Below are 21,211 nucleotides of genomic sequence, written 5' to 3'. Positions count from 1 at the left end.
AATCAGGAGATTCTACTCTCAGACCGTCTTGGTACCGGTGAGCTTCCACCAGACCGACGGCGATTCGTAGACGTAGAGGCGGTACTGCCGGACCTTGCCCGGCTGGTACTTCACGGTGTACTCACCCTTCGAGTTGGTCTTGAAACTCGCGAGGTTGTGCCAGACCGTGCTGCCCTTCTCGGCGAACTGCAGGATGCCGGTCTTGTTGGGCCAGCGGACGTACCGGTTCTCCTTGTGGACATAGCAACCGATCTGAGCGGTCACACTCACGGTCGAGCCCGACTTGGTAGCGACCACGTTGCCCCAGGAGTCGTACTTGATGGCATGGGTGGCGCTCTTCTGGGGGATGTCGTCACCACCGGCGGTCTGGGCGCCGTGCCCGGACCAGATCACTGTGCCGATCGGGGCGACATCGTCCTTGAGGGTCAGCTTCGTGGACCGGCTGTAGTTCAGGAACTCGATGAATTCCGTGACCTCGTCGCCGTTCTGGGTGCCGCGCCAGTCGGCCTGCTTCACGCCGGCGTCGATGCAGTCCTGCTTCTGCTTCACGGTGAGGTCGGTCGTCGGACCGCCGATGTAGATCCGGGCGGGCAGGGTGATGGAACAGGTACTTGCGGTGGGGCCGGCCGCGGTGGTGGGGGCCGCCTGGACCGGCTGGGTGAAGGCCAGGCCGGAGGCGAGCAGGCCGGTTGCTGCCAGCAACGACTTGTAACGCATGGGTTTCAGCTCCCTTGCAATGACCGGGTTTTGGCAGCACCGTAGTCAGCGCGGATCGCCGGGGGAGCTGGTTGCACCGTTCCCTGCATGATCGGCAGGACGCTCCTGCCCGAAGGGGTCACAGGCCTTCGCGGAAGCCGGTGCGCCAGGAGGCGTAGTGGGGTTGCCAGTCGAAGGTTTGTTTGGCGAGGGCGTTGTCGGCGCCGCGGATCTCGGTGAAGGCGGCGACGCCGAGGTCGCCGACGGCCAGGCGGCCGAGCCAGGCGGGGATGTGCCGTGGCGGTTTGGCGCCGAGGATCTTGGCGAACTCCGGCAACCAGACCGACGCAGGCGCCGGGTCGTCGTCGGCGACCTGGTAGATGCCGGTCGCCGTACCCTCGATCGCTTTCACGGTGACATCCGCGGCGTCGTCGTAGTGGATGAACGACCAGATCCCGGCGCCGCTGCCGATCAGCGGAAGCCGGCGTTTGCGGATCATCTCGACGAGCGAGCCGCCCTCGCCGATGTCGCCGGTCGGGCCGTAGAAGCTCGCGTACCGCAGGACGACACCTTCGATCCCCTCGGCCTCGGTCACCCGGGACTCCAGGTAGCGCAGGCTCTTCATCGTCTTGACCGATGCCGGTCCGGGATGGGGATCGAGCGGGTCCTGCTCGGTCTTGGTCGCGGAGCCGCCGTGCTCGAGGTTCCAGCCGGCATAACCCTGTACGACGATCCGCCGTACGCCGGTTGCCTGCGCCGCGGCGAGCAGATGATCCAGGCCCTCGGTGCGCAGCCGGTTCGTCACCGCGAAGCTGTCGTCGAACTTCTTGAAGTTGATCCCGCCCTTGAGCGCCGTCATCTGGTGGACGACGACCTCGGGCTCGCTGGTGTTCACCGCCCGCTTCACCGCCTCGCCGTCGAGCCCGTCGGCGATCACCACGCCGGCACCCTGGGCCCGGACCGCCGGTGCGCTCGAGTCCGACCGGATCATCGCGGTCACCTCGTGCCCGGCAGTCACCAGCTTCGGCACCAGTGACTGCCCGAGCCCGCCCGTCGCACCCGCAACCAGAATCTTCATCTCTCTCGTCCTCCAGTTTCGATGGTTACGACCCAGGGACACGGACAGCTGAAGATTCGTGACTATGACCTACGTCACCGAACGCAGAGTGAACTCGGCCGGGCCGAAACCGACGTTGTTGCGGCCGTCGATCGTCATCGTGTCGCCGTCGACGCGGCAGGTCATCGTCACCGCGAACGGCGACTCCAGGTAACGGAAGGTCGCGACGAAGGCGTCGCCGTCGGCGTGCGCGCTCGTCACCATCCGCGACGGCGGATCGGTGAGCTTGTCGGTCAGCTCCCGCCAGTCGCCCGGCGCGCAGACGACTTCCTGCGAAGCCTCGCTCGGGTTGCCCCACAGACCGGCGGCGTGCGAGAAGGTGAAGGTGCCGGTCCCGTCGTCGTCCAGCCGGACCGCCGCGAGCATCGAATGGTTCGGCTCGAAGGTGTAGGTCCGGCCGTTGCCGGTCGGTACCGCTCCCTTGGGCGGCAGGATCTCCAGGCGCTGTGGTCGCGGCGTCCCGTCGCCCTTGCCGCCTTCGAAGGCCGGCAGCAGGTGCGCCCAGACCAGGTCGAGGGTGGCCTGCATGTCGGGGGAGGCGCTGGTGATGGCCAGCGTGGCGTCCTGGTCGGGGAACATCACGACGTACTGGCCGAACGCTCCGTCGGCGCGATACGCCCCGTGCCGCGCCCGCCAGTACTGCAGGCCGTAGCCGCACTGCCAGTCCGGGTTGGTCTCGTTGTCGTTCGGCACCTGCTTGCTGGTCGCCGCATCGACCCAGTCCGCGGGGATGAGCTGCTTCCCCTCCCACTCGCCGCGCTGCAGCATCAGCTGGCCGAACTTGGCCAGTGAGTCCGTGGTGAGGCTGAGCCCCCAGCCGCCGGTGGTGATCCCCTCGCGCGACACGTCCCAGATCGCCTCGGTGGCGCCGAGCGGCTCGAACAGCCGGGGGCGCAGGTAGTCCAGCAGCGTCTCGCCGGTCACCTTCTGCAGGATCGCCGACAGCATGTACGTCGCGCCGCTGTTGTAGACGAACAGGGTGCCCGGCTCGACCTCGACGTCGAGCCCGAGGAAGATCCCGACCATCCGACGGTCCCGGCTGAGCCGCTCGACGGTGTCCTGGGAGTGCCCGGTGGTCATCGTCAGCAGATGCCGGACCTTCATCGCGGCGAGGTTGTCACTGATTGTCTCCGGCAACTCGTCCGGGCCGAAGAACGAGATCACCTGGTCGTCCAGCGACACCTGGCCAGCCGCGACGAGCAGGCCGATCGCCATCGAGGTGAAACTCTTCGAGACCGAGAACAGCATGTGCCGATCGGCCAGCCGGTACGGCGCCCACTCCTCCGCCAGCACCACATGCCCGTGCCGGACCAGCGTCAGCGTCTGGATCTCCTGCTCCGAGGCATCCAGCGCGGCGACGAACGAGTCGAGCGCGGCGGTGGATAGGCCCTGTGCTTCTGGGGTACTCCGTGGAAGGCTGCTCATTCCTCAGACGCTATCTCCCTGGACGGACAAACTCTTGCGAGCCGCAGTGATCCTCAATCCGGTCAAAGTGCCGGACGACTTCCGTACGACGGTGCAGGCAGCCCTCGACGAGCACGATTTCACCGACACTCTCTGGCTCGAGACCACCGAGGACGACGCCGGCGTCGCGATGGCCAGGCGCGCGATCGACGAGGCGCCCGACCTGGTGGTGATCGCCGGCGGAGACGGCACGGTCCGCGTGGTCTGCGCCGAACTCGCCGGGACGACGCTCCCGGCCGCGGTGCTCCCGGCCGGAACGGGCAACCTGCTCGCCCGCAACCTGGGGATCTCGCTGGACCTGGAGCTCGCGCTGTCCGAAGTCCTGGGCGGGTCCGAACGCCGGATCGACAGCGTTCAGGTCGAGGGCGACGAACTCGGCACCGACCGGTTCGTGGTGATGGCCGGGCTCGGCCTGGACGCCGCGATCATCGCCGACGCCCCCGACGACCTGAAGAAGCGGTTCGGCTGGGCGGCGTACATCGTCTCGACCGTCAAGAACCTCAACCACCCGTTCGTCAGCATCGAGATCACCATCGACGACCGCCCGCCGATCACCCGGCGGGCCCGGATGGCTGTCATCGGCAACGTCGGCACCCTGCAGGCCAACATCCCACTGCTGCCGGACGCGCAGCCGGACGACAACGTCATCGACCTCGTCGTCCTGGCGCCCCGCCGGCTCGCCCACTGGCCCCGCCTGGCGCTCAGCCTCGTGGTGAAGTCCATCCAGGAAGGCCGGCACATCGAACGCTTCACCGGCCGGACCATCCAGCTCCGCACGGCCCACCCGGTACGCCGTGAGCTGGACGGAGACGAGATCCCCGAAGGCACCACGCTGACGGCCACCGTCGATCCGTCAGCGCTGGTGGTCCGGGTTCCTTAGTGCTGCAACAGGACCGCGACCGTCCGCGCCGGGACGGTCGCGGTGCCGGTGCCAGCTGCCCAACTGGTCTGCTTGACGACCGGGTCCGAGCCTCCTGCCTGGATGGGTGACAGCGAAAGGCTGGCGTTGGTCAGACCAGGAAGCTGCTGGGTCACCGCTGAGCCCGTGGTGTTGAAGATGACGACCAGGCCCTTCAGGGCAGGATCGACATCCGGCCCGACGGTGTCGTCGATGCGCAAGGTGACGACACCAGGGACGGCTGAAGCTGTGCCGCTGAGTGGGTAGGAGAGCTTCTGGTTGATCAGAGCAGCCGACCCCAAACGGAAGAGTGGCGTCGAGAACCTGAGCTTGAGCAGGTCTGCGGCCGCGGCGCTTGCTGTAGCCACGTCAGCGGCTGACGGTTTCAGAGCGGGATTCGCCAGCAGCGGCTTCATGAAGGGGTACTTGGCTTCGTTGTCGGCCTTCATCGGGAGTCCGTGGCCGAAGCCGTTGTCGGCGCCGGTCCAGTCGAGGGTGTTGAACCAGTCGCCGGAGTTGTACGAGTTGCGGTCGAGCGACTTGCTGCGCAGCAGGTCCGCGCCGGCGTGCCAGAAGGACGGCGTCTGGGCCAGCGCGGTCGTTGCCAGGGACAACGTGTTCATCCGGACCCGGTCCGCCATCGGCAGCGTGGCCGGCAGCTTGTAGGTCAGCGAGTCCCACAGCGTTTCGTTGTCATGGGCATCGACATAGCTGATCACCTCGTCGGGCTGATCCGCATACCCGGCCGGGGAGCCGTTGTAGTCCACCCCATCACCCCGTACGACGGCGCCGCCGTCCGCCGACTTGAAGGTGAACGAGCGAAGGTTGCCCGCCAGCCCGAGCTGCACCAGGTCGGTGTCGTGCGCGAGCCGCTTCGCCTGGTCGGCCGGCGATCCGTTCACAGGTGCACCGTTGGGATCGCTCGCCGCACCGGAGCCGAAGCCCTGGACGCGCGGGTCGTCGTCGAACGGACCGCCGCCCCGAACCGCGTCGCGCATCCGGTCCGAGAACGTGCCGATCCCGGTGCCGCCGAGGTTGCCCTGCGTGGCCTGGACGAAGAGGGCGTTGTCCGCGACCTCACCGAAGTTCCAGCCCTCGCCGTACAGGTAGATCCTCTTGCCGTCCACCCCGTCGTGGGCGAGCGTCAGCTTGTCGAGAGCAGCGCGCACCTTGAGCAGGTTCGCCTTGCTGTGGTGCCCCATCAGGTCGAACCGGAACCCGTCGACGTGGTAGTTCCGGGCCCACGAGACAGTCGAGTCGACCATGATCTTCTCGGCCATCGTGTGTTCGGTGGCGACGTTGCTGCAGCAGGTCGAGTTCTCGACGCCGCCGGTTGCGTTCAGCCGCTGGTAGTAGCCGGGCACCACCTTGTCGAGCACCGACGTCGGCGCCTGCCCGGCGGCAGGGGTGTGGTTGTAGACCTGATCCAGCACAACGCGCAGCCCCGACTTGTGCAGTCCGCCGACCATCGTCCGGAACTCGGCGACCCGCGCGAGACCGTCCTTGGCGGTCGCATACGAACCCTCGGGCGCCAGCCAATGGAACGGGTCGTAGCCCCAGTTGAAGCCGTCCGTAGCGGCGACCGCGCCGACACAGGCCTGCTGCTCCTCCGAGTCCGGTGCGAACGACTTGAGATCGCAGGCAGGTTTCGCTTGCGTGCCCTCCGGAATGCTCGCGATGTCGAACGTCGGCAGCAGGTGCACCGTGTTCAGTCCAGCGGCAGCCAAGGCGCGCAGATGCTTCGTCCCGTTGCCCTCATCGGCGAACGCCAGATAAGTCCCACGATGCGCCGACGGCACCGTCGGATCGCTGATCGAGAAGTCCCGCACGTGCAACTCGTAGATCGTCGGGTCGACGCCGCGAGCGAGTTTGGGCGAGGGCGTACCAGCCCACAACGCAGGCTTCCCGGCGGCCGCATCGAGATCTACCGCAACGGAGTACGTCGAGTCGGTGGTGAGCGCCACGGAGTACGGGTCGGTGACGACGTTCGTCTCGACCTTCCCGGTCGACGGGGCGAAGACCGTCACCTCGAAGCGGTAGGGAGCGTTCTGCCAGGAGTGCCGGCCGACTACGGACCACGATCCGTCCGAGGCCGCCTTCATCGGCACCCGGGACGAACCGACGAGCAGTACGACGTTCTGCGCTGTCGGCGCCCACAAGGTGAAGCGCGGTACGCCGCCGTGCCAGGTCACTCCATAGGACCGAGCGGCAGCAGAACCGTAGAGATCGTCCAGCACACCAGGAATCTGTACGCCGGTAGCGTCCAGCAGCCGCCCGGCATCGTCGTACTGCGCGAGCCCTAGTTGCCCCTTGAGCATCTTGGCCGCATCGGACGCATGATCCAGCCGCAGCGCCGTGTAGCCCGCCAGCGCGGGGAACTTGGCCAGTACTGCGGCCGGAAGACCAGCTAGATCCACCCGCAGCCCGGTCGACGAACCGCCGATGTCGTCCGCATCCACCGCCAGCGAGCCATTCAGCGACCAGTGCAGCCGCCAACGGGAGCGCTCGGGATGGGCAACAGCCGGTACGGCGAGCAGGTCGCGCCCGACCCAGTACGCCTTCGCCTGCTTGAGATCGGGCTGCGCACCCGGCTTCGACGTCGTCACCGTGAGCAGGTGGGTCGCGAGCACGTACGAGAACGTGACGACCAGCCCGTCGCCGGGAACGTTGATGGCGATGTTGGGGCCGTCCTTGACCCCACCGGCGCCGTAGTTCTCGTCGAAGGACAGGTTGTGCGCGACCTTCGCCTCATAGCTGCCCGCTCCGATCTCCGTGGTCGACCAGGTGTACGTACCGTCCCCATCCTGGTCGGTCAGCCAGGGCCGCATGCAGTCCGGTGTCCAGTCCGCAGGACAGCCCAGTTCGGACTGGAACGAGCCCGGCACGGTGATGATCGGCCCCTCCGCACTGGAGGTCGCGTAGTGCCGGCCGTGTTCGTAGTAGAACGTCACCGGCGTTGCAGGAGCCGTGTAGGAGATGTTGGCGCCGTTCGACACACCGCCGGCGCCGTAGTTCTCATCCCACGTCTTGTTGATCGCTGCCTTGTAGGCGTGCTCACCGGCGGGCAGCGTGTAGGTGCCCTTCCACACCTTGTCCTTGGCGTCCAGGGTCAACTGCGCCTGGGAACAGTCAGGTGACCAGTCTGCAGGGCAGCCCATCTCGCTGTTGTGATCGCCCGGCACGCTCACGTTGGCCGGCTGGGTAACCGGGCCAGTACCGCCGCCACCGCCTCCACCAGGAGCAGGAGCGTCACCCACGATCCCGTAGGAACCCGACACGGAGTAGTTGCCCGAAGCATCCCGCAGTACGGACCGGTACTCGAGCAGCGTGCCCTTAGCCAGTCCACTGACGTCATGGAAGACGCGGTACGGCGCGTTGTCGTCCGACCCGAGTCGCTGCCACGCCGTAGTACCGACTGGGCGGTAGCCGAAGGTCACTGTCACCGGAGTGTTCTCCGGCACGGCAGCGGCGATCTCTGCTCGACCGCTGACCGCAGCACCCGGCTCTGGCGAGCTCATGTAGACAGCAGGCGCCTTGGCGCGCTGCGGCAGCGTCGTAGTCGCCCGGTAGACCGTCACTGACAGGGGAGCCTGGGTGACGAGCACCCGCCCCTCGGGGTCGGTCTTGAGCTGACCAGCGCTGCCCAAGATCGGCTTGAAGCGGCTGTCCTTCATGTACGTCGGAACGGTCGCCGACTTGGCCGTCGTCCCGTTGTTGGCGACGACCAGGTATTCCGTACGATCCGCGCCGAACCGGCTGAACGCGTACAGACCGTTCGTGTTCGACGAGTAGCGGTGGACCTGAGTGCCGTCGGCCAGAGTCGGGTACTGCGCGCGCAGCTTGGCCAGTCCGGCAATGTGCTTGTACAGCGGCGTATTGGTGGTGAAGTGGTCCTTGCTGCCGATCGTCGTCGTCCCGGTGCCGTCCACGACCTCGTCGTCGGTGTAGTCGGCGGTCTTGGTCGCGAACATGTCCTGTCGCGCGTCCTTGTCGCCACCCGGTCCGGTGAAGCCCTGCTCGTCGCCGTAGTAGATGACCGGTTGTCCGCGGGTCAGATACATCAGCGAGTGAGCCAGCTCGTCTCTGGCGAGCAACTCCTGGCCGTTGGCGCCGCTCTGCTTGATGAACGTGCCGACCCGGCCCATGTCGTGGTTGCCCAGGAACGTCGGCAGTTGGTAGGCGTTCGAGTCCGCGTCGGTGTAGTAGTCGTCGTTCGCGAAGAGGTCCCGCACGCGAGTGCTCGGATCGCCCTTGGCGTAGGCGACGGCGTTCTGCTGGAACCCGAAGTCCAGCGTCGCCTGCAGCGCACCCTTGGTGGTGTAGGTCGACATCAGCTTCGGGTCGGCGTCGAAGACCTCGCCGAACATGAAGAAGTTCTTCGCCCCGCTCGCCTTCGCGGCCGCCAGGATCTGCGGCGAGAACTTCTGCCAGAACTCGATGTTCACGTGCTTGACGGTGTCGATCCGGAAGCCGTCGATGCCGAGCTCGGCCCACGTCTTGTAGACATCGATCATGCCGTCGCGGACCTTCGGCTGCTCGGTGAACAGGTCGTCCAGCCCGACGAAGTCGCCGTACTCCGCCGACTCTCCGGCGAAAGTCGAGTCGCCGCGGTTGTGGTAGAGCGTCGGGTCGTTCAGCCAGGCCGGCACCTTGACCGTCTCGTCGGCCGGCGTCTTGAAGACCGGCACGTTCGGGAAGCTCACGTTCTTGTCGAGCGGTGGGAAGGTGTCGCCGCCGGCGTAGGCCTTGTCGTCAAAGACGTTGCCCTGGGCATCCTTGTACGGCGACGTCGACTTCGGGATGTAGCCGTACTGCCCGGACTGGTAGGCGATCACATCGGCGGTGTGGTTGGTGATGATGTCGAAGAAGACCTTCATCCCCTTCTTGTGCGCCAGCGTGATCAGCGTCTGCATGTCCGCGTTGGTGCCCAGGTGCGGGTCGATCTGGGTGAAGTCGGTGATCCAGTACCCGTGGTACCCGGCGCTGACATCAGCGCCCGTGCCCTGCACCGGACGATTCTTGAACGACGGCGTGAGCCAGATACTCGTCGTACCGAGGGACTTGATGTAGTCGAGCTTCTGCATCACGCCGGCCAGGTCGCCACCGTGGTAGAAGCCCTTGTCGGTCGGGTCGAGACCGGTCTGCAGGCGGTCTCCGGTGAGGCCGCCGGTGTCGTTCGACTTGTCGCCGTTGGCGAACCGGTCGGCCATCAGGAAGTAGAACCGCTCCTTGGTGAGGTCCTTGCGCAGGCTCGGCGTCGCGAGCGCCTTGTCAGCCGCGGTCACCCCACCCGCGAGGTCAACGGGCTTCACCGTGACCAGGTGCGTGGTGTCGTCGTAGCTGAACTGCACCTTCGCCGGGCCCTCGAGTCGCAGCGGGATGTTCGCGCCGTTGAGCACCCCGCCGGCGCCGTAGTTCTCGTCCCACGCCCCGTTGACGGTGACCTTGTACTCATAGGCCCCGGCCGGTACGTCGAACACCCGCCCGTACTGCGAACCGGTGCCCTTCACGAGCTCGCTCTCCGGGCAGGACGGCGACCAGTCCGCGGAACAACCCAGCTCGCTCTGCAGCGAGCCCGCCACCGTGATCACCCGCTCGGCGGCGACCTGAGCCGGTGCCGGAGCCGCGGTACCGAACCCGAGCACCACCATCGCGACCGCGGTCACGCCCGCTGTCACCCGACGCACGACAGACCTACTCATCACGGGACCCCTCCCACAAGACAGCACAAACCCTTCGGACGCTAACCCCGGCTCCTGCTCCGGGGAACGCCTCGAAGGTCGCGTTCAGGTAACGGCGCGGTCAGCCGACCAGGGCCGGCAGGGTGGTTTCGATGGGCGTGGTGAGGACGGCGGTGGCGTCTTCGTCGTACGGCGTGGGCTGGGCGTTCACGACGATCAGTGGGATCCCGGCGTTCAGAGCGTGGTCGCAGAGACCGGCCGCCGGGTAGACCTGGAGCGAGGTGCCGATGGCGAGGAAGAGGTCGGCCGAGCGGGTCGCCGCCGCGGCTGCGTCCAGTACCGCCGGGTCGAGGGATTGGCCGAACGAGACGGTTGCCGACTTGAGGATGCCGCCGCAGACCTCGCAGGCCGGGTCTTCGTCGCCGGCCGCGAGGCGGGGGAGGACCTCTTCCATCGGGATCCGGCGAGCGCAGCTCAGGCAGTCGACGTACCGGACGGTGCCGTGGAGTTCGTGGATCAGGGCTGGTGACGAGCCGGCCTTTTCGTGCAGGCCGTCGATGTTCTGGGTGGCGAGCCCGGCCAGCCGGCCCTGCTTCTCGAGGGCGACCAATGCCAGGTGGCCCGCGTTCGGTTCGGCGGTCCAGACCGGGGCGGCGAGGCGGAACTTCCAGGCCTCCACCCGGACCGCCCGCGACGCGACGTACTCGTCGATGTCGAACATCGCCTGGGCGGCCGGATTCTTCGTCCAGACACCCTGCGGCCCGCGGAAGTCGGGGATGCCGGAGGCGGTGGAGATCCCCGCTCCGGTCAGTACGGCGATCCGCTCGGCCTTCGACACCAGCTCGGTGGCACTAGTCACGCCCCCGAAACTACCGGCTTCCACTCCGGTGCCAGGACCGACATGACGATCGCGTCGACCCACTCGCCGTCCCAGCGCAGCGCGTGCCGACGCACACCTTCGACCACGAAACCGGCTTTCTCGTACGTCCGCTGAGCCCGCGGATTGAACGAGTAGACGCCGAGCTCGATCCGGTGCAGCCCGAGCACCTCGATCCCGTAGCCGACGATCAACCGGGTCGCCTCGGTGCCGAGACCACGTCCCTGACCGCGCGGCCCGATCAGGATCCGGAAGTTGCAGGACTCGTTGTCCGGGTCCCACTCGTTCAGCACCGCCTCGCCGACGGTCTCCCCGCTCGCCTTGTCCACGATCGCCAGGTCCAGCCGGTCGGTCTGGTCCTTCCGGGTCCGCATCCACTGCCGCGCCCGCTCCTCGGTGATCTCCTCATGGCTGCCCGTCAACCGGCCGACCTCGGGGTCGTCCATCGCCGCCTTCAGCGCGTCGTAGTCGCCCTCGTCCAACGGACGCAGCACGACCAGCTCACCGGTCAGAGTCGGCTTCACCGAGAAGTCAGTCACGCACCGCAGTCTTCCAACGAAGCCGGCAGACCCGCCACGGAATTACTGGCCCGCTTCGGGATCAGGAGAGGCGGCGTACGACGTACTGGGCGTTGCCGGCGGAGACGAGTTCCTGGGAGCGCATCCGGCACCAGGCGGGGATGTCGATGGCGGCCGCGGGATCGTCGGCGAGCACGGTGATGGTGTCGCCGACGCTCACGGTCGGTAGCGCTTTGGCGAGCTTGATCACCGGGAGTGGGCAGAGCATGCCGCGGCAGTCGAGGGTCACATTCCTACCTCCGCCCGGATGCGGCGGACGAGGCCGGGAAGCACCGTCGCGAAGCGGTCGACCTCGGCGTAGGTGCTGGTGCGGCCTAGCGAGACGCGGATGTTGCCGTGGGTGAGTACGCCCATCGCGGCCAGCACGTGCGACGGGCGCAGCGTGCTCGAAGTACAGGCTGATCCGCTGGAAACTGAGAAGCCTTCTGCGTCCAACTCGGTCACTAGTGCTTCACCGTCGACGTAGAGGCAGGAAAACGTCAGCACGTGGGGGAGCCGGTCGTCTGGGTCACCTACTACTTCCACGTCTGTGATGTCTGCCGCGATGCGCTGACGTAGTTCGTCGATCCACGCCCGATGCTGCTTGTCGAGCTCGTCTGCCTCCGTGAGACGCGCCTGCAGAGCAGCGGCGGCTGCCAGGATCGAGGGGATGTTGGGATGCCCCGGAGACAGCCCGTCCTCGCGCTCGTCCACCGGCCACGTCGGCGCGAGCCGCGTGCCCTTCCGTACGGCGACCAGCCCGACCCCGGCCGGCCCACCCCACTTGTGAGCACTACCTGCCAGCGCCGACCACCCAGCCGGTACTACGTCATGCCCGAGCGACGCAGCAGCATCCACAAAGAGCGGCACACCAGCTTTCGCGCAGACCTCAGCAGCCCAGGCAATCGGCTGCTGCGTCCCCACCTCATGGTTCGCCGACTGCAGGGCTGCTACTGCTACACCCGGCTTGGCTACCTCCGCCTCGAACGCGTCCCTGTCGATCCGTCCCGACGCATCCACGCCCACCTCCACCGGCGTACCGGCAACTGCAGCAGCATGCAGTACTGCGGAATGCTCCACGGCCGTGTGGATCACAGTGCTCCCGACCCGTCGTCGGGCAGCAGCTACAGCGACCAGGCCGGCGTGGATCGCAGCTGTGCCGGAGGTGGTCAGGTAGAGCTCGTCCGGGCGTACTCCGATGCTTTCCGCAAGCACTGCCCGGGCGTTGTCCAGCAGCAGTCTCGCGGTCCTTCCCTCGTGGTGCAGACGGGCCGGATCCGCCCATCCGGAATCCACTGCCGACAGCAACATTTCCCGGGCTGCCGGATGTAACGGTTCGGAGGACGCGGCATCTAAATACGCACGCTGGATCACGGGGGAAACGCTAAGCCCTACCTATGCGCAGAAGCGCCAGAGGTGTCCAGTAGTGTTCTGTCGTCAGTCTCACCTGGGAAGGGAAAGGCGCCCCGTGGGTTCGAACGGCACGCCCGGAGTCGAGCGCGCAGCTGGTCTGGAGAAGACCCGCGCCGCCGCACGTCCGGGGAAGCGACGCTTGCTGGTTCCGGCGGCGGTAGTGGTCGGCACTCTGCTGCTGACCGGCTGCTCGTCGCAGACCACCGAGCAGTGGAAGCGACTCGGCCTGCCCGAGGGCGCTTCGGACCGGACCGAGGCGATGAAGAGCCTCTGGATCGGCGCCTGGATCGCCGCCCTGATCATCGGTGTGATGGTCTGGGGCCTGATCCTGTTCGCGGTGGTCCGCTACCGCCGGCGCAACGAGGAGGCTCCGCGGCAAACGCGATACAACCTGCCGCTCGAGGTGCTCTACACGTTGGCGCCGTTCGCGATCATCGGCGTGCTCTTCTTCTACACCGTCGAGCACGGCAACGAGATCACGAAGATGTCCGACAACCCGGCGCACACGATCAACGTGGTCGGTCAGCAGTGGCAGTGGACCTTCAACTACAAGGACACGGTCAACGGCCAGCAGGGTGTCTGGGAGACCGGCACGCTCGACAAGCCGGCCGAGCTGTGGCTGCCGCAGGGCGAGTCGGTGCACTTCGACCTGACCTCGCCGGACGTCATCCACTCCTTCTGGGTGCCCTCGTTCTACTTCAAGCTGGACGTCATCCCGGGCCGCACCAACAAGCTCGAGCTGACCCCGACCAAAACCGGTACCTTCGCAGGCAAGTGCGCGGAGCTCTGCGGCCTCTACCACAGTCGGATGATCTTCACCGTCAAGGTGGTCACCCCCGACGAGTACAAGGCGCACCTGGAAGACCTCGCTCGCCGGGGCCAGACCGGTGCGGCGATCGGTGGTCAGGATGCGACCACCATTCCGGGCCACCCGGGCAAGGAGGGCGAGAAGTGACCGACTTCGCCGAGCGCACGGGCGGTATCGCGGCGACCGCGGCGCTGCCGAGGCGGCGTAGCAAGGGCCAGATCGCGGTCAAGTGGCTGACCACCACGGACCACAAGCTGATCGGGCACCTGTACCTGATCACCTCGTTCATCTTCTTCCTGATCGGCGGCGTGATGGCGCTGCTGATCCGCGCCGAACTGGCCAAGCCGGGTCTGCAGATCGTGAACGAAGAGGTCTACAACCAGCTCTTCACCATGCACGGCACGATCATGTTGCTGCTGTTCGCGACGCCGCTGTTCGTCGGCTTCGCGAACGTGATCATGCCGGTCCAGATCGGCGCCCCCGACGTCGCGTTCCCGCGGCTCAACATGTTCAGCTTCTGGCTGTTCCTGTTCGGCGGCCTGATCACGATCTCCGGGTTCTTCACCCCGGGCGGCGCGGCCGACTTCGGCTGGTTCGCCTACGCCCCGCTGTCGAACGCAGTCCGTTCGCCGGGCATCGGCGGTGACCTGTGGATCATGGGTCTGTGGATGGCCGGTCTGGGCACCATCCTCGGTGCGGTCAACTTCGTCACCACCGTGATCACCATGCGTGCTCCCGGGATGACGATGTTCCGGATGCCGATCTTCACCTGGAACATCCTGGTGACGTCGATCCTGGTGCTGATCGCGTTCCCGATCCTGGCCGGCGCGCTGCTGATGCTGGAGGCGGATCGAGCCCTGGGGGCGCACGTCTTCGACGCGGCCAACGGTGGTCCACTGCTGTGGCAGCACCTGTTCTGGTTCTTCGGGCATCCCGAGGTCTACATCATCGCGCTGCCGTTCTTCGGCATCATCACCGAGATCCTGCCGGTGTTCAGCCGCAAGCCGGTCTTCGGCTACATCGGCCTGGTCGGCGCGACGCTGTGGATCGCGGTCCTCTCGGTGGCGGTGTGGGCGCACCACATGTTTGTCACCGGGGCGGTGAACCTGCCGTTCTTCTCCTTCATGACGTTCCTGATCGCGGTCCCGACCGGGGTGAAGTTCTTCAACTGGATCGGCACCATGTGGGGCGGATCGGTCTCCTTCGACACCCCGATGCTGTGGTCGATCGGCTTCCTGACGACCTTCCTGTTCGGCGGGTTGACCGGCGTCATCCTGGCCTCGCCGGCACTGGACTACCAGCTGTCCGACACGTACTTCGTGGTCGCGCACTTCCACTACGTCGTGTTCGGCACGGTGGTGTTCGCGATGTTCGCGGGCTTCTACTTCTGGTGGCCCAAGATGACCGGCCGGATGCTCGATGAGAAGCTCGGCAAGCTGCACTTCTGGCTGCTGTTCATCGGCTTCCACACGACGTTCCTGGTGCAGCACTGGCTGGGCGTCGAAGGCATGCCGCGGCGCTACGCCTCGTACGGCGCGAACGAGGGCTTCACCACGCTGAACGAGGTCTCCAGCGTCGGTGCCTTCATCCTCGGCCTGTCGATGCTGCCGTTCTTCTACAACGTCTACAAGTCGCGCAAGTCGCCGCTGGTCGGCGTCGACGACCCGTGGGGTTGGGGCCGCTCGCTGGAGTGGGCGACCAGCTCGCCGCCGCCGCGGCACAACTTCGTGTCGCTGCCGCGGATCCGGTCCGAGAGCCCGGCGTTCGACCTGCACCACCCGGAGATCGCCATGGCGGAGTACGGCGATTCCGGTGCTCCCCGGGACAACCTGCTCGACGCGGGTGAGGACCAGGGGCGGATGGACAACCTGGAGCGCAACATCGCCGCCGGTACCGGCGTGGACGGGGAGGACAAGGCATGAAGGCTGAGGCCTGGGTCTTCGGCATCCTGACGGTGTTCGTGCTCATCGTCACGCCGATCTACTGGCTCATGTCGGAGGATCCGACCGGCACCACCGCCCTGGTGATGACGTTCTTCCTCTCCCTGCTGGTCGCGTTCTACCTCAGCGTGACCGGGCGCCGGATGGACGCCCGGCCGGAGGACCGCAAGGAAGCCGAGATCGTGGAAGGCGCCGGCGAGCTCGGCTTCTTCCCGCCGTACTCGTGGTGGCCGCTGTACTGCGCCGGCACGCTGGCGATCGTCGTACTCGGCGTCGTGTTCGGCTGGTGGCTGTTCATCGTCGGCTGCGGCCTCGGGATCGTCACCCTGTCCGGGTTCATCTTCGAGTACTACCGGGGCGACCACGCACACTGAGAAGGTGCTGGCAATCTCGTAAACAACCGAACCAAAACGCACTGCACATCGTCACCAGTACAGCGGGCCGTGGGGGCCTCGCCGTGCTGGTGACGTGCAGTGCGTGGGTAGCCCCGCTGGGCAAGGTAGCCTTACCCGGCGGGAAATTCGTTCACAGGGGAGTTCAGAGTGTTCAGCAGTACGGTGCGGAAACACGGCCTGGCCGTGGCGGGGATATGCGCGATGCTGCTGGTCGGCACCGCTTGCAGTGACACCAAATCGGCCGACTCGCCGCCGGCGGGTGGTTCGCAGAGCAACTCCACGCCCGGCGCTTCGACTACTCCTGGTGACGACAACAGCAACCCGGCCCAGGACCCGGCGGCCGCGAACGTCCAGATCGTCCCGGCGAAGGGCGCTTCCGCCGTACGGCCGGACAAGCCTGTCACGGTGGCCACCACGGCCGGCACCCTGCAGGATGTCACGCTGAAGGACGACGACGGTGACAAGGTCGCCGGCACGTTCAACACCGAGAAGTCGCAGTGGACCTCGGCCGGCGGCCTCAAGCCGGGCGCGAAGTACACGCTGTCCGGGACGGCGCAGGGCACCGACGGCAAGACCGTCCCGATCAGCTCGACCTTCTCGACGCTGTCCGCCGGCACCAGCCTGAAGGCGTCGGTCGCACCGCTCGACGGCGAGACGGTCGGCGTCGCGATGCCGATCCAGATCTTCTGGAACCACGCGGTGACCGACAAGGCCGCGGTCGAGAAGCAGCTCAAGGTGACGACGTCGGTCCCGGTCGAGGGCACCTGGCACTGGATGAACAGCAAGCAGGTGAACTACCGGCCGAAGAACTACTGGCCGGCCGGTACCAAGGTCACGGTCGACATCAACACCCAGGGCGTGAACGCCGGCGGCAACATCTGGGGCGCGTCGAGCCGCAAGATCGAGTTCACCATCGGCAGGTCGGTGGTCGCGAACGTCAACGTCAAGACGCACACGATGACGGTGATGATCGGCGGCAAGCTGGCCCGGACGATCCCGATCACCGCGGGCAAGGACGGGTTCACCACCCGGTCCGGCGTCAAGGTCATCATGGAGAAGTTCCGCACCAAGCGGATGGACGCGGCGACGATCGGCATCAAGCCGGGCGACCCGAACTACTACAACATCAGCAACGTCCAGTGGGCTCAGCGCGTCACCAGCTCGGGTGAGTTCGTGCATGGCGCCCCGTGGTCGTCGGGCAGCCAGGGCAGCGCCAACGTCAGCCACGGCTGCGTCGGCATGAGCCTCAAGGACGCCCAGTGGTACTTCGGCCAGACGCTGCGCGGCGACCCCATCATCGTGACCGGCACCGCGCGCCACATGGAAACCGGCAACGGCTGGACCGACTGGAACCAGTCCTACGCCTCCTACAAGGCAGGCTCAGCCCTCGCCTGATCTAGCCTCCCGTAGCCCCGCTGGTTCCTGACCAGCGGGGCTACTGCTTTCTGGCAGCTTCCGGTCACCCAGTTCGGTGAGGAGCTGAGCAGGCTGGACGAGGCGCTCGCCGGGCGTCAGCTGGACGCTGAGGCGAAGCAGGACTACCAGTCGGCTCTCGATGCGTACGAGACCGCCGGACGCGCTGTCGCCCGCCTTGAGGGCCCTTCCGGGGTGGGCTCCCTGGTCGCCGTCCTCTCCGACGGCCGGTATGCGACGACGGCAGGGACAGTTTCTAGATTCTGGTCGCTCCGGTCAGCAGTGTGCTCGCGAGTCGGGAGAGCTGTGCCCGCTGGGCATCGGTGAGGACTTCGGTGAGGGCTTTGATGCGACGATCCGCGTCCGCTGAGAGAACACGGGCGAGTTGGTGACCTTCATCGGTGAGGGAGACCTGTACTGCGCGGCCGTCGTGCGGTGACGGGTCTCGTCGTAGGAGCCCGCGCTTCTCGGCCCGATCGACCAGGCCGGTCATGCTCGACTTGTCGAGGCCCAGGTGCGTGGCCAGCTCACGCATGCCGGGGGTGCGATCCCGCAGTACGCCGAGCAGGCGGAGCTGGATCAGCGACAGCCCGTTCTCGCCCGCGATCTGGCCGAGCTCGCCTATCACCAGGAACGAGAGCTGAGCCAGGCTGTCCACGATCCCGAGATCCTCCATGGCCTCAGCCTAGTTGACATGGTACGTATTACAAACTAATTTGGTTTGTGTCACGTACTAAATCTCTGAGGGGAAGTCCGCATGAAGGCCGCCGTGGTTCGCTCGTTCGATCACCCGCCGCGTTACGAAGAGTTCGCCGCGCCGCAGCCGGCCGAGGGGCAGGTGCAGGTCGAAATGCTCGCTGCGGGGCTGCATCCGCGGGTCCGGTCGGGTGCGAACGGCTCGCATTACACGAGTGATCAGCAGCTGCCGATGATCCCGGGCGTCGATGGGGTGGGTCGGTTGCCTGAGGGGCGAACCCTGTACTTCGTGGCCGATGACGACGATCTGGGAACGATGGCCTCGGTGGCGGTCGTCGATCCCCGGCGTTCCGTCGAGGTTCCCGCCGGGGTGGATCCGGTGCTGATCGCCGCCGCGATGAACCCGGCGATGTCGTCCTGGGTGGCGCTCCGGCGGCGGATCAGCTTTGCGCCGGGGCAGAGCGTTCTCGTTCTCGGCGCGACCGGCAATGCGGGGCAGCTCGCCGTCCAGATCGCCCGGCACCTGGGTGCCGCGAGTATCGTCGCGGCCGGTCGCGACCCCGAGCGGCTCGAGCTGCTGACCGACTTGGGCGCCACCGCGGTCGTCTCCCAGGCGGGTGACCCGGCAGAGGCGGCCGGCCGGCTGGGCGAGGCCGCGGCCGACGTCGACGTGGTGATCGACTACACCTGGGGGAAGCCGACCGAACTGGCCATCCCGGCGCTGGCGACCCGTCGTACGGATCGAAGCAAGCAACTCACCTGGATCCAGATCGGCTCGATGGCCGGCCTGGAGATCAACCTTCCGTCGTTCGTACTACGGGCCGCCAACCTCCAGCTGATCGGCAGCGGCCAGGGCTCCGTCAGCGCAGCAGGCATCGTCGCCGAACTGCCGTCCCTGATCGCTCTCCTGGCCGCCGGAACCCTGACCGTCGACCCGCTCGCCGTCCCGCTGTCCGAGGTCGAGACGGCCTGGGCCAGGTCCACCAAGCCTGGGCAACGCGTCGTACTGGTTCCCTAGTTGACCAGGACGATTTTGCCGCCGGTGTGGCGGGTTTCGCTGAGTTCGTGGGCGGCGGCGGCCTGGGGGAGTGGGAAGGTGGCGGCGACCGGGATTCTCAGGCGGCCCTCGTTGGCGAGTTCGACGGCGAGGGCGAGACCGTGGACGGCCAGCGGGTCGGCGGAGGTGCCCAGTGCTTCGCCGGTGTCGTCGGCCGGCGCACTGTGTGACATGTGGACGCCGAGAGCCGCCGCGGTGAAGTCGGGCGCGATCGTCACCACGCGGGCTGCGTCGCCGGTGAGTGCGATGAGGTCGGGGAGTGCTCCGCCGGCGCAGTCGAACACCGCGTGCACCGGGCCGAGGGCGCGGACCCGGTCGATCAGGCCCTCGCCGTACGTCGTGGGCTCGGCACCGAGTGAACGCACGAGATCGTGGTTGCCTGCGCTCGCAGTACCGATCACCCGGGCGCCTCGCGCGGCGGCGAGCTGTATTGCCACAGTGCCCACCGCACCGGAGGCGCCTTGGATGAGGACGGTCTGTCCGGCGCCGACCTCGAGCCGGTCGAGGACCCGGGTCGCGGTCTCGACGCTGCCGGCGGCGCCGCCTGCCTCTGACCAGCTCCAGGCAGCAGGTTTTGGCGCCCAGTGGGCCAGTACTGCGTGGTCCGCGTTGGTGGCGCGCGTGGTCATCGAGGCCATCCCGAAGATCTCGTCGCCGAGCTGCACCCCGGTGACGCCGGTGCCGAGCTCGTCCACGACACCGGCGGCGTCGAAGCCGGTCCGGAACGGGAAAGTGACGGGGACGACGTCGCGCAGCTTGCCGGAACGGATCGCGACCTCGCCGGGTGCGACCCCGGATGCTTTGACCGCGATGCGGATCTCGCCCGGTCCCGGACGGGGCACCGGGGTGTCGGTGAGGTGGACGACGGACGGCTGACCGTATTCGGTGAACTGGATCGCTCTCATGCGGCCGAACGTAACGGAACACCCCGTCCGGTTAGCTAAAGTGAGAGTGGTGAACACTGAAGTGAGAGCGACAGACCGGTCGGACGCTCGTGATCCTGCGAAACTTCGGTCGGACGCGCGGGACAACCGGGAGCGCATCCTCGCGGTTGCCCGGTCCGCGTTCGCCGCCGACGGGCTGGAGGTGCCGATCCGCGAGATCGCCCGGCGGGCGGAGATCGGCGTGGCGACCGTCTACCGGCACTTCCCGACCAAAGAGGCGTTGCTGAGCGAAGCCCTTGCCGAGCAGATGGCATCGTGTCGCGCGATCGTGGCCGCGGGATTGTCCGCCGACGATCCCTGGCAGGGCTTCAGCCAGGTGATCGAGGAGCTGATGACGGTACATGCCCTCGATCGCGGCTTCGCCCGGGCGTTCACCTCGAGGCTCCCGCAGGTAGCAGGCTTCGAGGCCGACCGCGCGCAGACGCTCGGCCTGGTCCTGGAGCTGATCCGCCGCGCGAAGGCAACCGGCGCCCTGCGCGAAGACCTCCGCCTGGAGGACGTGAGTCTGGTCCTGATGGCGAACGAGGGGATCCGCGCCGAATCCCCGCAGCTCCGAGTAGCGGCAGCCCGCCGCTTCGCCGCCCTCGTCCTCCAATCCTTCCAGCCACCCCCGACCCCAACCCGTCTCCCACCCCCGGTCCGCCTGCCCCTGTCGCTGGCGGAAGTCGAGGCCCTCTCACCCGAGTAGTCTCCGACCCCGTGGACACCCTCAAGACAGCCACCGCCGACTTCGAACGAACCGTGGCTGCCCTACCGCCGAACTCCTGGAACAACGACACCCCCTGCGACATCACGGTCCGAGAGGTCGTCGACCATGTTGTCGCCGGCAACATCTTCGCCGTACGCCTACTGGCAGGTGCCTGTGCCGCTGACGCCGTCGCAGACCTGGATGCGGACCACCTGGGTGATGACGCACTCGCGGCAGTGGTCACGTCTGGCGCGGAGCAACTCACCGCCTTCGCCGCGGCGGACCAGACTCGCTCCTTGCATCACCCGAGCCGGGACATCTCCTATCAGACCTTCGTCCGCTTCCGGTTGGGCGAGCTGGTCATCCATGCCTGGGATCTCGCCGTCGGCGCGGACCTCGATCGCACGCTCAACCCCGTGGTCGCGGAAGCCTTGTGGGCAATGGTCGAGCCACACCTCGACGACATGCGGTCGATCGGTGGCTACGGGAGCGGTCCGAGTTCGGATCTCCCACCGACGACTACGCTCCAAACGCGTCTGTTGGACGCGTTCGGGCGGCGGGCTTGAC

General features: G+C 67.0%; 18 protein-coding genes. 8 read left to right on the top strand and 10 right to left on the bottom strand.

Annotated features, from left to right (window positions below):
- Positions 1–18: 18 nt before the first annotated feature.
- The 3 genes from ABZ004_RS34880 to ABZ004_RS34870 form a co-directional block, all read right to left on the bottom strand.
- Positions 19–717 (bottom strand): hypothetical protein, encoded by a 699-nt coding sequence (locus ABZ004_RS34880; protein ID WP_355685739.1) that lies wholly within the window; start codon positions 715–717, stop codon positions 19–21.
- A gap of 118 nt (positions 718–835) precedes the next feature.
- Complete coding sequence (locus ABZ004_RS34875; RefSeq protein ID WP_355685737.1) at positions 836–1,774, bottom strand: NAD(P)-dependent oxidoreductase; 939 nt, start codon at positions 1,772–1,774, stop codon at positions 836–838.
- Positions 1,775–1,843: 69 nt separating this feature from the next.
- Positions 1,844–3,238: a serine hydrolase gene (locus ABZ004_RS34870; protein WP_355685736.1), complete on the bottom strand. Its 1,395-nt coding sequence runs from the start codon at positions 3,236–3,238 to the stop codon at positions 1,844–1,846.
- A 34-nt stretch (positions 3,239–3,272) separates the two neighbouring features.
- Here ABZ004_RS34870 and ABZ004_RS34865 point away from each other — a divergent pair, with 34 nt between their 5' ends.
- Positions 3,273–4,157: a diacylglycerol kinase family protein gene (locus ABZ004_RS34865; protein WP_355685734.1), complete on the top strand. Its 885-nt coding sequence runs from the start codon at positions 3,273–3,275 to the stop codon at positions 4,155–4,157.
- Here ABZ004_RS34865 and pulA read toward each other — a convergent pair.
- From pulA to ABZ004_RS34840, 5 genes are all read right to left on the bottom strand, one after another.
- Positions 4,154–9,877, bottom strand: a complete 5,724-nt coding sequence (pulA, locus tag ABZ004_RS34860) for a pullulanase-type alpha-1,6-glucosidase (protein WP_355685732.1) — start codon at positions 9,875–9,877, stop codon at positions 4,154–4,156. The genes ABZ004_RS34865 and pulA overlap by 4 nt on opposite strands.
- Positions 9,878–9,977: 100 nt before the next feature.
- A complete protein-coding gene (locus ABZ004_RS34855) occupies positions 9,978–10,715 on the bottom strand; it encodes a Sir2 family NAD-dependent protein deacetylase (RefSeq protein ID WP_355685730.1) in 738 nt (245 codons plus the stop codon).
- Positions 10,712–11,272 carry a GNAT family protein gene (locus ABZ004_RS34850; protein WP_355685729.1) on the bottom strand — a complete coding sequence of 187 codons (561 nt, stop codon included), beginning with the start codon at positions 11,270–11,272 and terminating at the stop codon, positions 10,712–10,714. The genes ABZ004_RS34855 and ABZ004_RS34850 overlap by 4 nt, the downstream gene beginning before the upstream one ends.
- A gap of 61 nt (positions 11,273–11,333) precedes the next feature.
- Complete coding sequence (locus ABZ004_RS34845) at positions 11,334–11,540, bottom strand: sulfurtransferase TusA family protein (RefSeq protein WP_355685727.1); 207 nt, start codon at positions 11,538–11,540, stop codon at positions 11,334–11,336.
- Positions 11,537–12,664, bottom strand: coding sequence for an aminotransferase class V-fold PLP-dependent enzyme (locus tag ABZ004_RS34840; RefSeq protein WP_355685725.1), 1,128 nt, complete (start codon positions 12,662–12,664; stop codon positions 11,537–11,539). Before ABZ004_RS34840 ends, ABZ004_RS34845 begins: the two co-directional genes overlap by 4 nt.
- A gap of 94 nt (positions 12,665–12,758) precedes the next feature.
- On the opposite strand from ABZ004_RS34840, the gene coxB reads away from it, so the two are divergent.
- From coxB to ABZ004_RS34820, 4 genes are all read left to right on the top strand, one after another.
- A complete protein-coding gene (coxB, locus tag ABZ004_RS34835) occupies positions 12,759–13,658 on the top strand; it encodes a cytochrome c oxidase subunit II (protein ID WP_355685724.1) in 900 nt (299 codons plus the stop codon).
- Between the two features lie 26 nt (positions 13,659–13,684).
- Positions 13,685–15,433, top strand: a complete 1,749-nt coding sequence (gene ctaD, locus ABZ004_RS34830; protein WP_355685753.1) for a cytochrome c oxidase subunit I — start codon at positions 13,685–13,687, stop codon at positions 15,431–15,433.
- Entirely contained in the window at positions 15,430–15,825 is a 396-nt protein-coding gene (locus ABZ004_RS34825; RefSeq protein WP_355685722.1) for a cytochrome c oxidase subunit 4, read from the top strand. The genes ctaD and ABZ004_RS34825 overlap by 4 nt, the downstream gene beginning before the upstream one ends.
- Positions 15,826–15,993: 168 nt before the next feature.
- On the top strand, positions 15,994–17,241 hold the full coding sequence (locus ABZ004_RS34820; RefSeq protein ID WP_355685720.1) for an Ig-like domain-containing protein: 1,248 nt from the start codon (positions 15,994–15,996) through the stop codon (positions 17,239–17,241).
- A 274-nt stretch (positions 17,242–17,515) separates the two neighbouring features.
- On the opposite strand, the gene ABZ004_RS34815 is transcribed toward ABZ004_RS34820, so the two are convergent.
- Complete coding sequence (locus tag ABZ004_RS34815) at positions 17,516–17,935, bottom strand: MarR family transcriptional regulator (RefSeq protein WP_355685718.1); 420 nt, start codon at positions 17,933–17,935, stop codon at positions 17,516–17,518.
- Between the two features lie 81 nt (positions 17,936–18,016).
- On the opposite strand from ABZ004_RS34815, the gene ABZ004_RS34810 reads away from it, so the two are divergent.
- Positions 18,017–18,973: a zinc-binding alcohol dehydrogenase family protein gene (locus ABZ004_RS34810; RefSeq protein ID WP_355685716.1), complete on the top strand. Its 957-nt coding sequence runs from the start codon at positions 18,017–18,019 to the stop codon at positions 18,971–18,973.
- Here the strand turns inward: ABZ004_RS34810 and ABZ004_RS34805 are convergent.
- Positions 18,970–19,917: an NADP-dependent oxidoreductase gene (locus ABZ004_RS34805; RefSeq protein ID WP_355685715.1), complete on the bottom strand. Its 948-nt coding sequence runs from the start codon at positions 19,915–19,917 to the stop codon at positions 18,970–18,972. The genes ABZ004_RS34810 and ABZ004_RS34805 overlap by 4 nt on opposite strands.
- A 49-nt stretch (positions 19,918–19,966) precedes the next feature.
- On the opposite strand from ABZ004_RS34805, the gene ABZ004_RS34800 reads away from it, so the two are divergent.
- Positions 19,967–20,644: a helix-turn-helix domain-containing protein gene (locus ABZ004_RS34800; protein ID WP_355685714.1), complete on the top strand. Its 678-nt coding sequence runs from the start codon at positions 19,967–19,969 to the stop codon at positions 20,642–20,644.
- An 11-nt stretch (positions 20,645–20,655) separates the two neighbouring features.
- Positions 20,656–21,210: a maleylpyruvate isomerase family mycothiol-dependent enzyme gene (locus ABZ004_RS34795; protein WP_355685712.1), complete on the top strand. Its 555-nt coding sequence runs from the start codon at positions 20,656–20,658 to the stop codon at positions 21,208–21,210.
- Position 21,211 lies beyond the last annotated feature (1 nt).

The organism is Kribbella sp. NPDC006257 (assembly GCF_040613535.1).
Classification (GTDB): Bacteria; Actinomycetota; Actinomycetes; order Propionibacteriales; family Kribbellaceae; genus Kribbella.
The sequence above is the reverse complement of the archived record's forward strand: the minus strand, read 5'-3'. Positions and strand labels throughout refer to the sequence as shown.

What these genes read in the sequence shown, in the direction of transcription:
- ABZ004_RS34870 (WP_355685736.1), bottom strand. Translation starts at nt 3,238, where the DNA reads ATGAGCAGCCTTCCACGGAGTACCCCAGAAGCACAGGGCCTATCCACC.
- ABZ004_RS34875 (WP_355685737.1), bottom strand. Translation starts at nt 1,774, where the DNA reads ATGAAGATTCTGGTTGCGGGTGCGACGGGCGGGCTCGGGCAGTCACTG.
- ABZ004_RS34825 (WP_355685722.1), top strand. Translation starts at nt 15,430, where the DNA reads ATGAAGGCTGAGGCCTGGGTCTTCGGCATCCTGACGGTGTTCGTGCTC.
- ABZ004_RS34815 (WP_355685718.1), bottom strand. Translation starts at nt 17,935, where the DNA reads ATGGAGGATCTCGGGATCGTGGACAGCCTGGCTCAGCTCTCGTTCCTG.
- ABZ004_RS34810 (WP_355685716.1), top strand. Translation starts at nt 18,017, where the DNA reads ATGAAGGCCGCCGTGGTTCGCTCGTTCGATCACCCGCCGCGTTACGAA.
- ABZ004_RS34805 (WP_355685715.1), bottom strand. Translation starts at nt 19,917, where the DNA reads ATGAGAGCGATCCAGTTCACCGAATACGGTCAGCCGTCCGTCGTCCAC.
- ABZ004_RS34880 (WP_355685739.1), bottom strand. Translation starts at nt 717, where the DNA reads ATGCGTTACAAGTCGTTGCTGGCAGCAACCGGCCTGCTCGCCTCCGGC.
- pulA (WP_355685732.1), bottom strand. Translation starts at nt 9,877, where the DNA reads ATGAGTAGGTCTGTCGTGCGTCGGGTGACAGCGGGCGTGACCGCGGTC.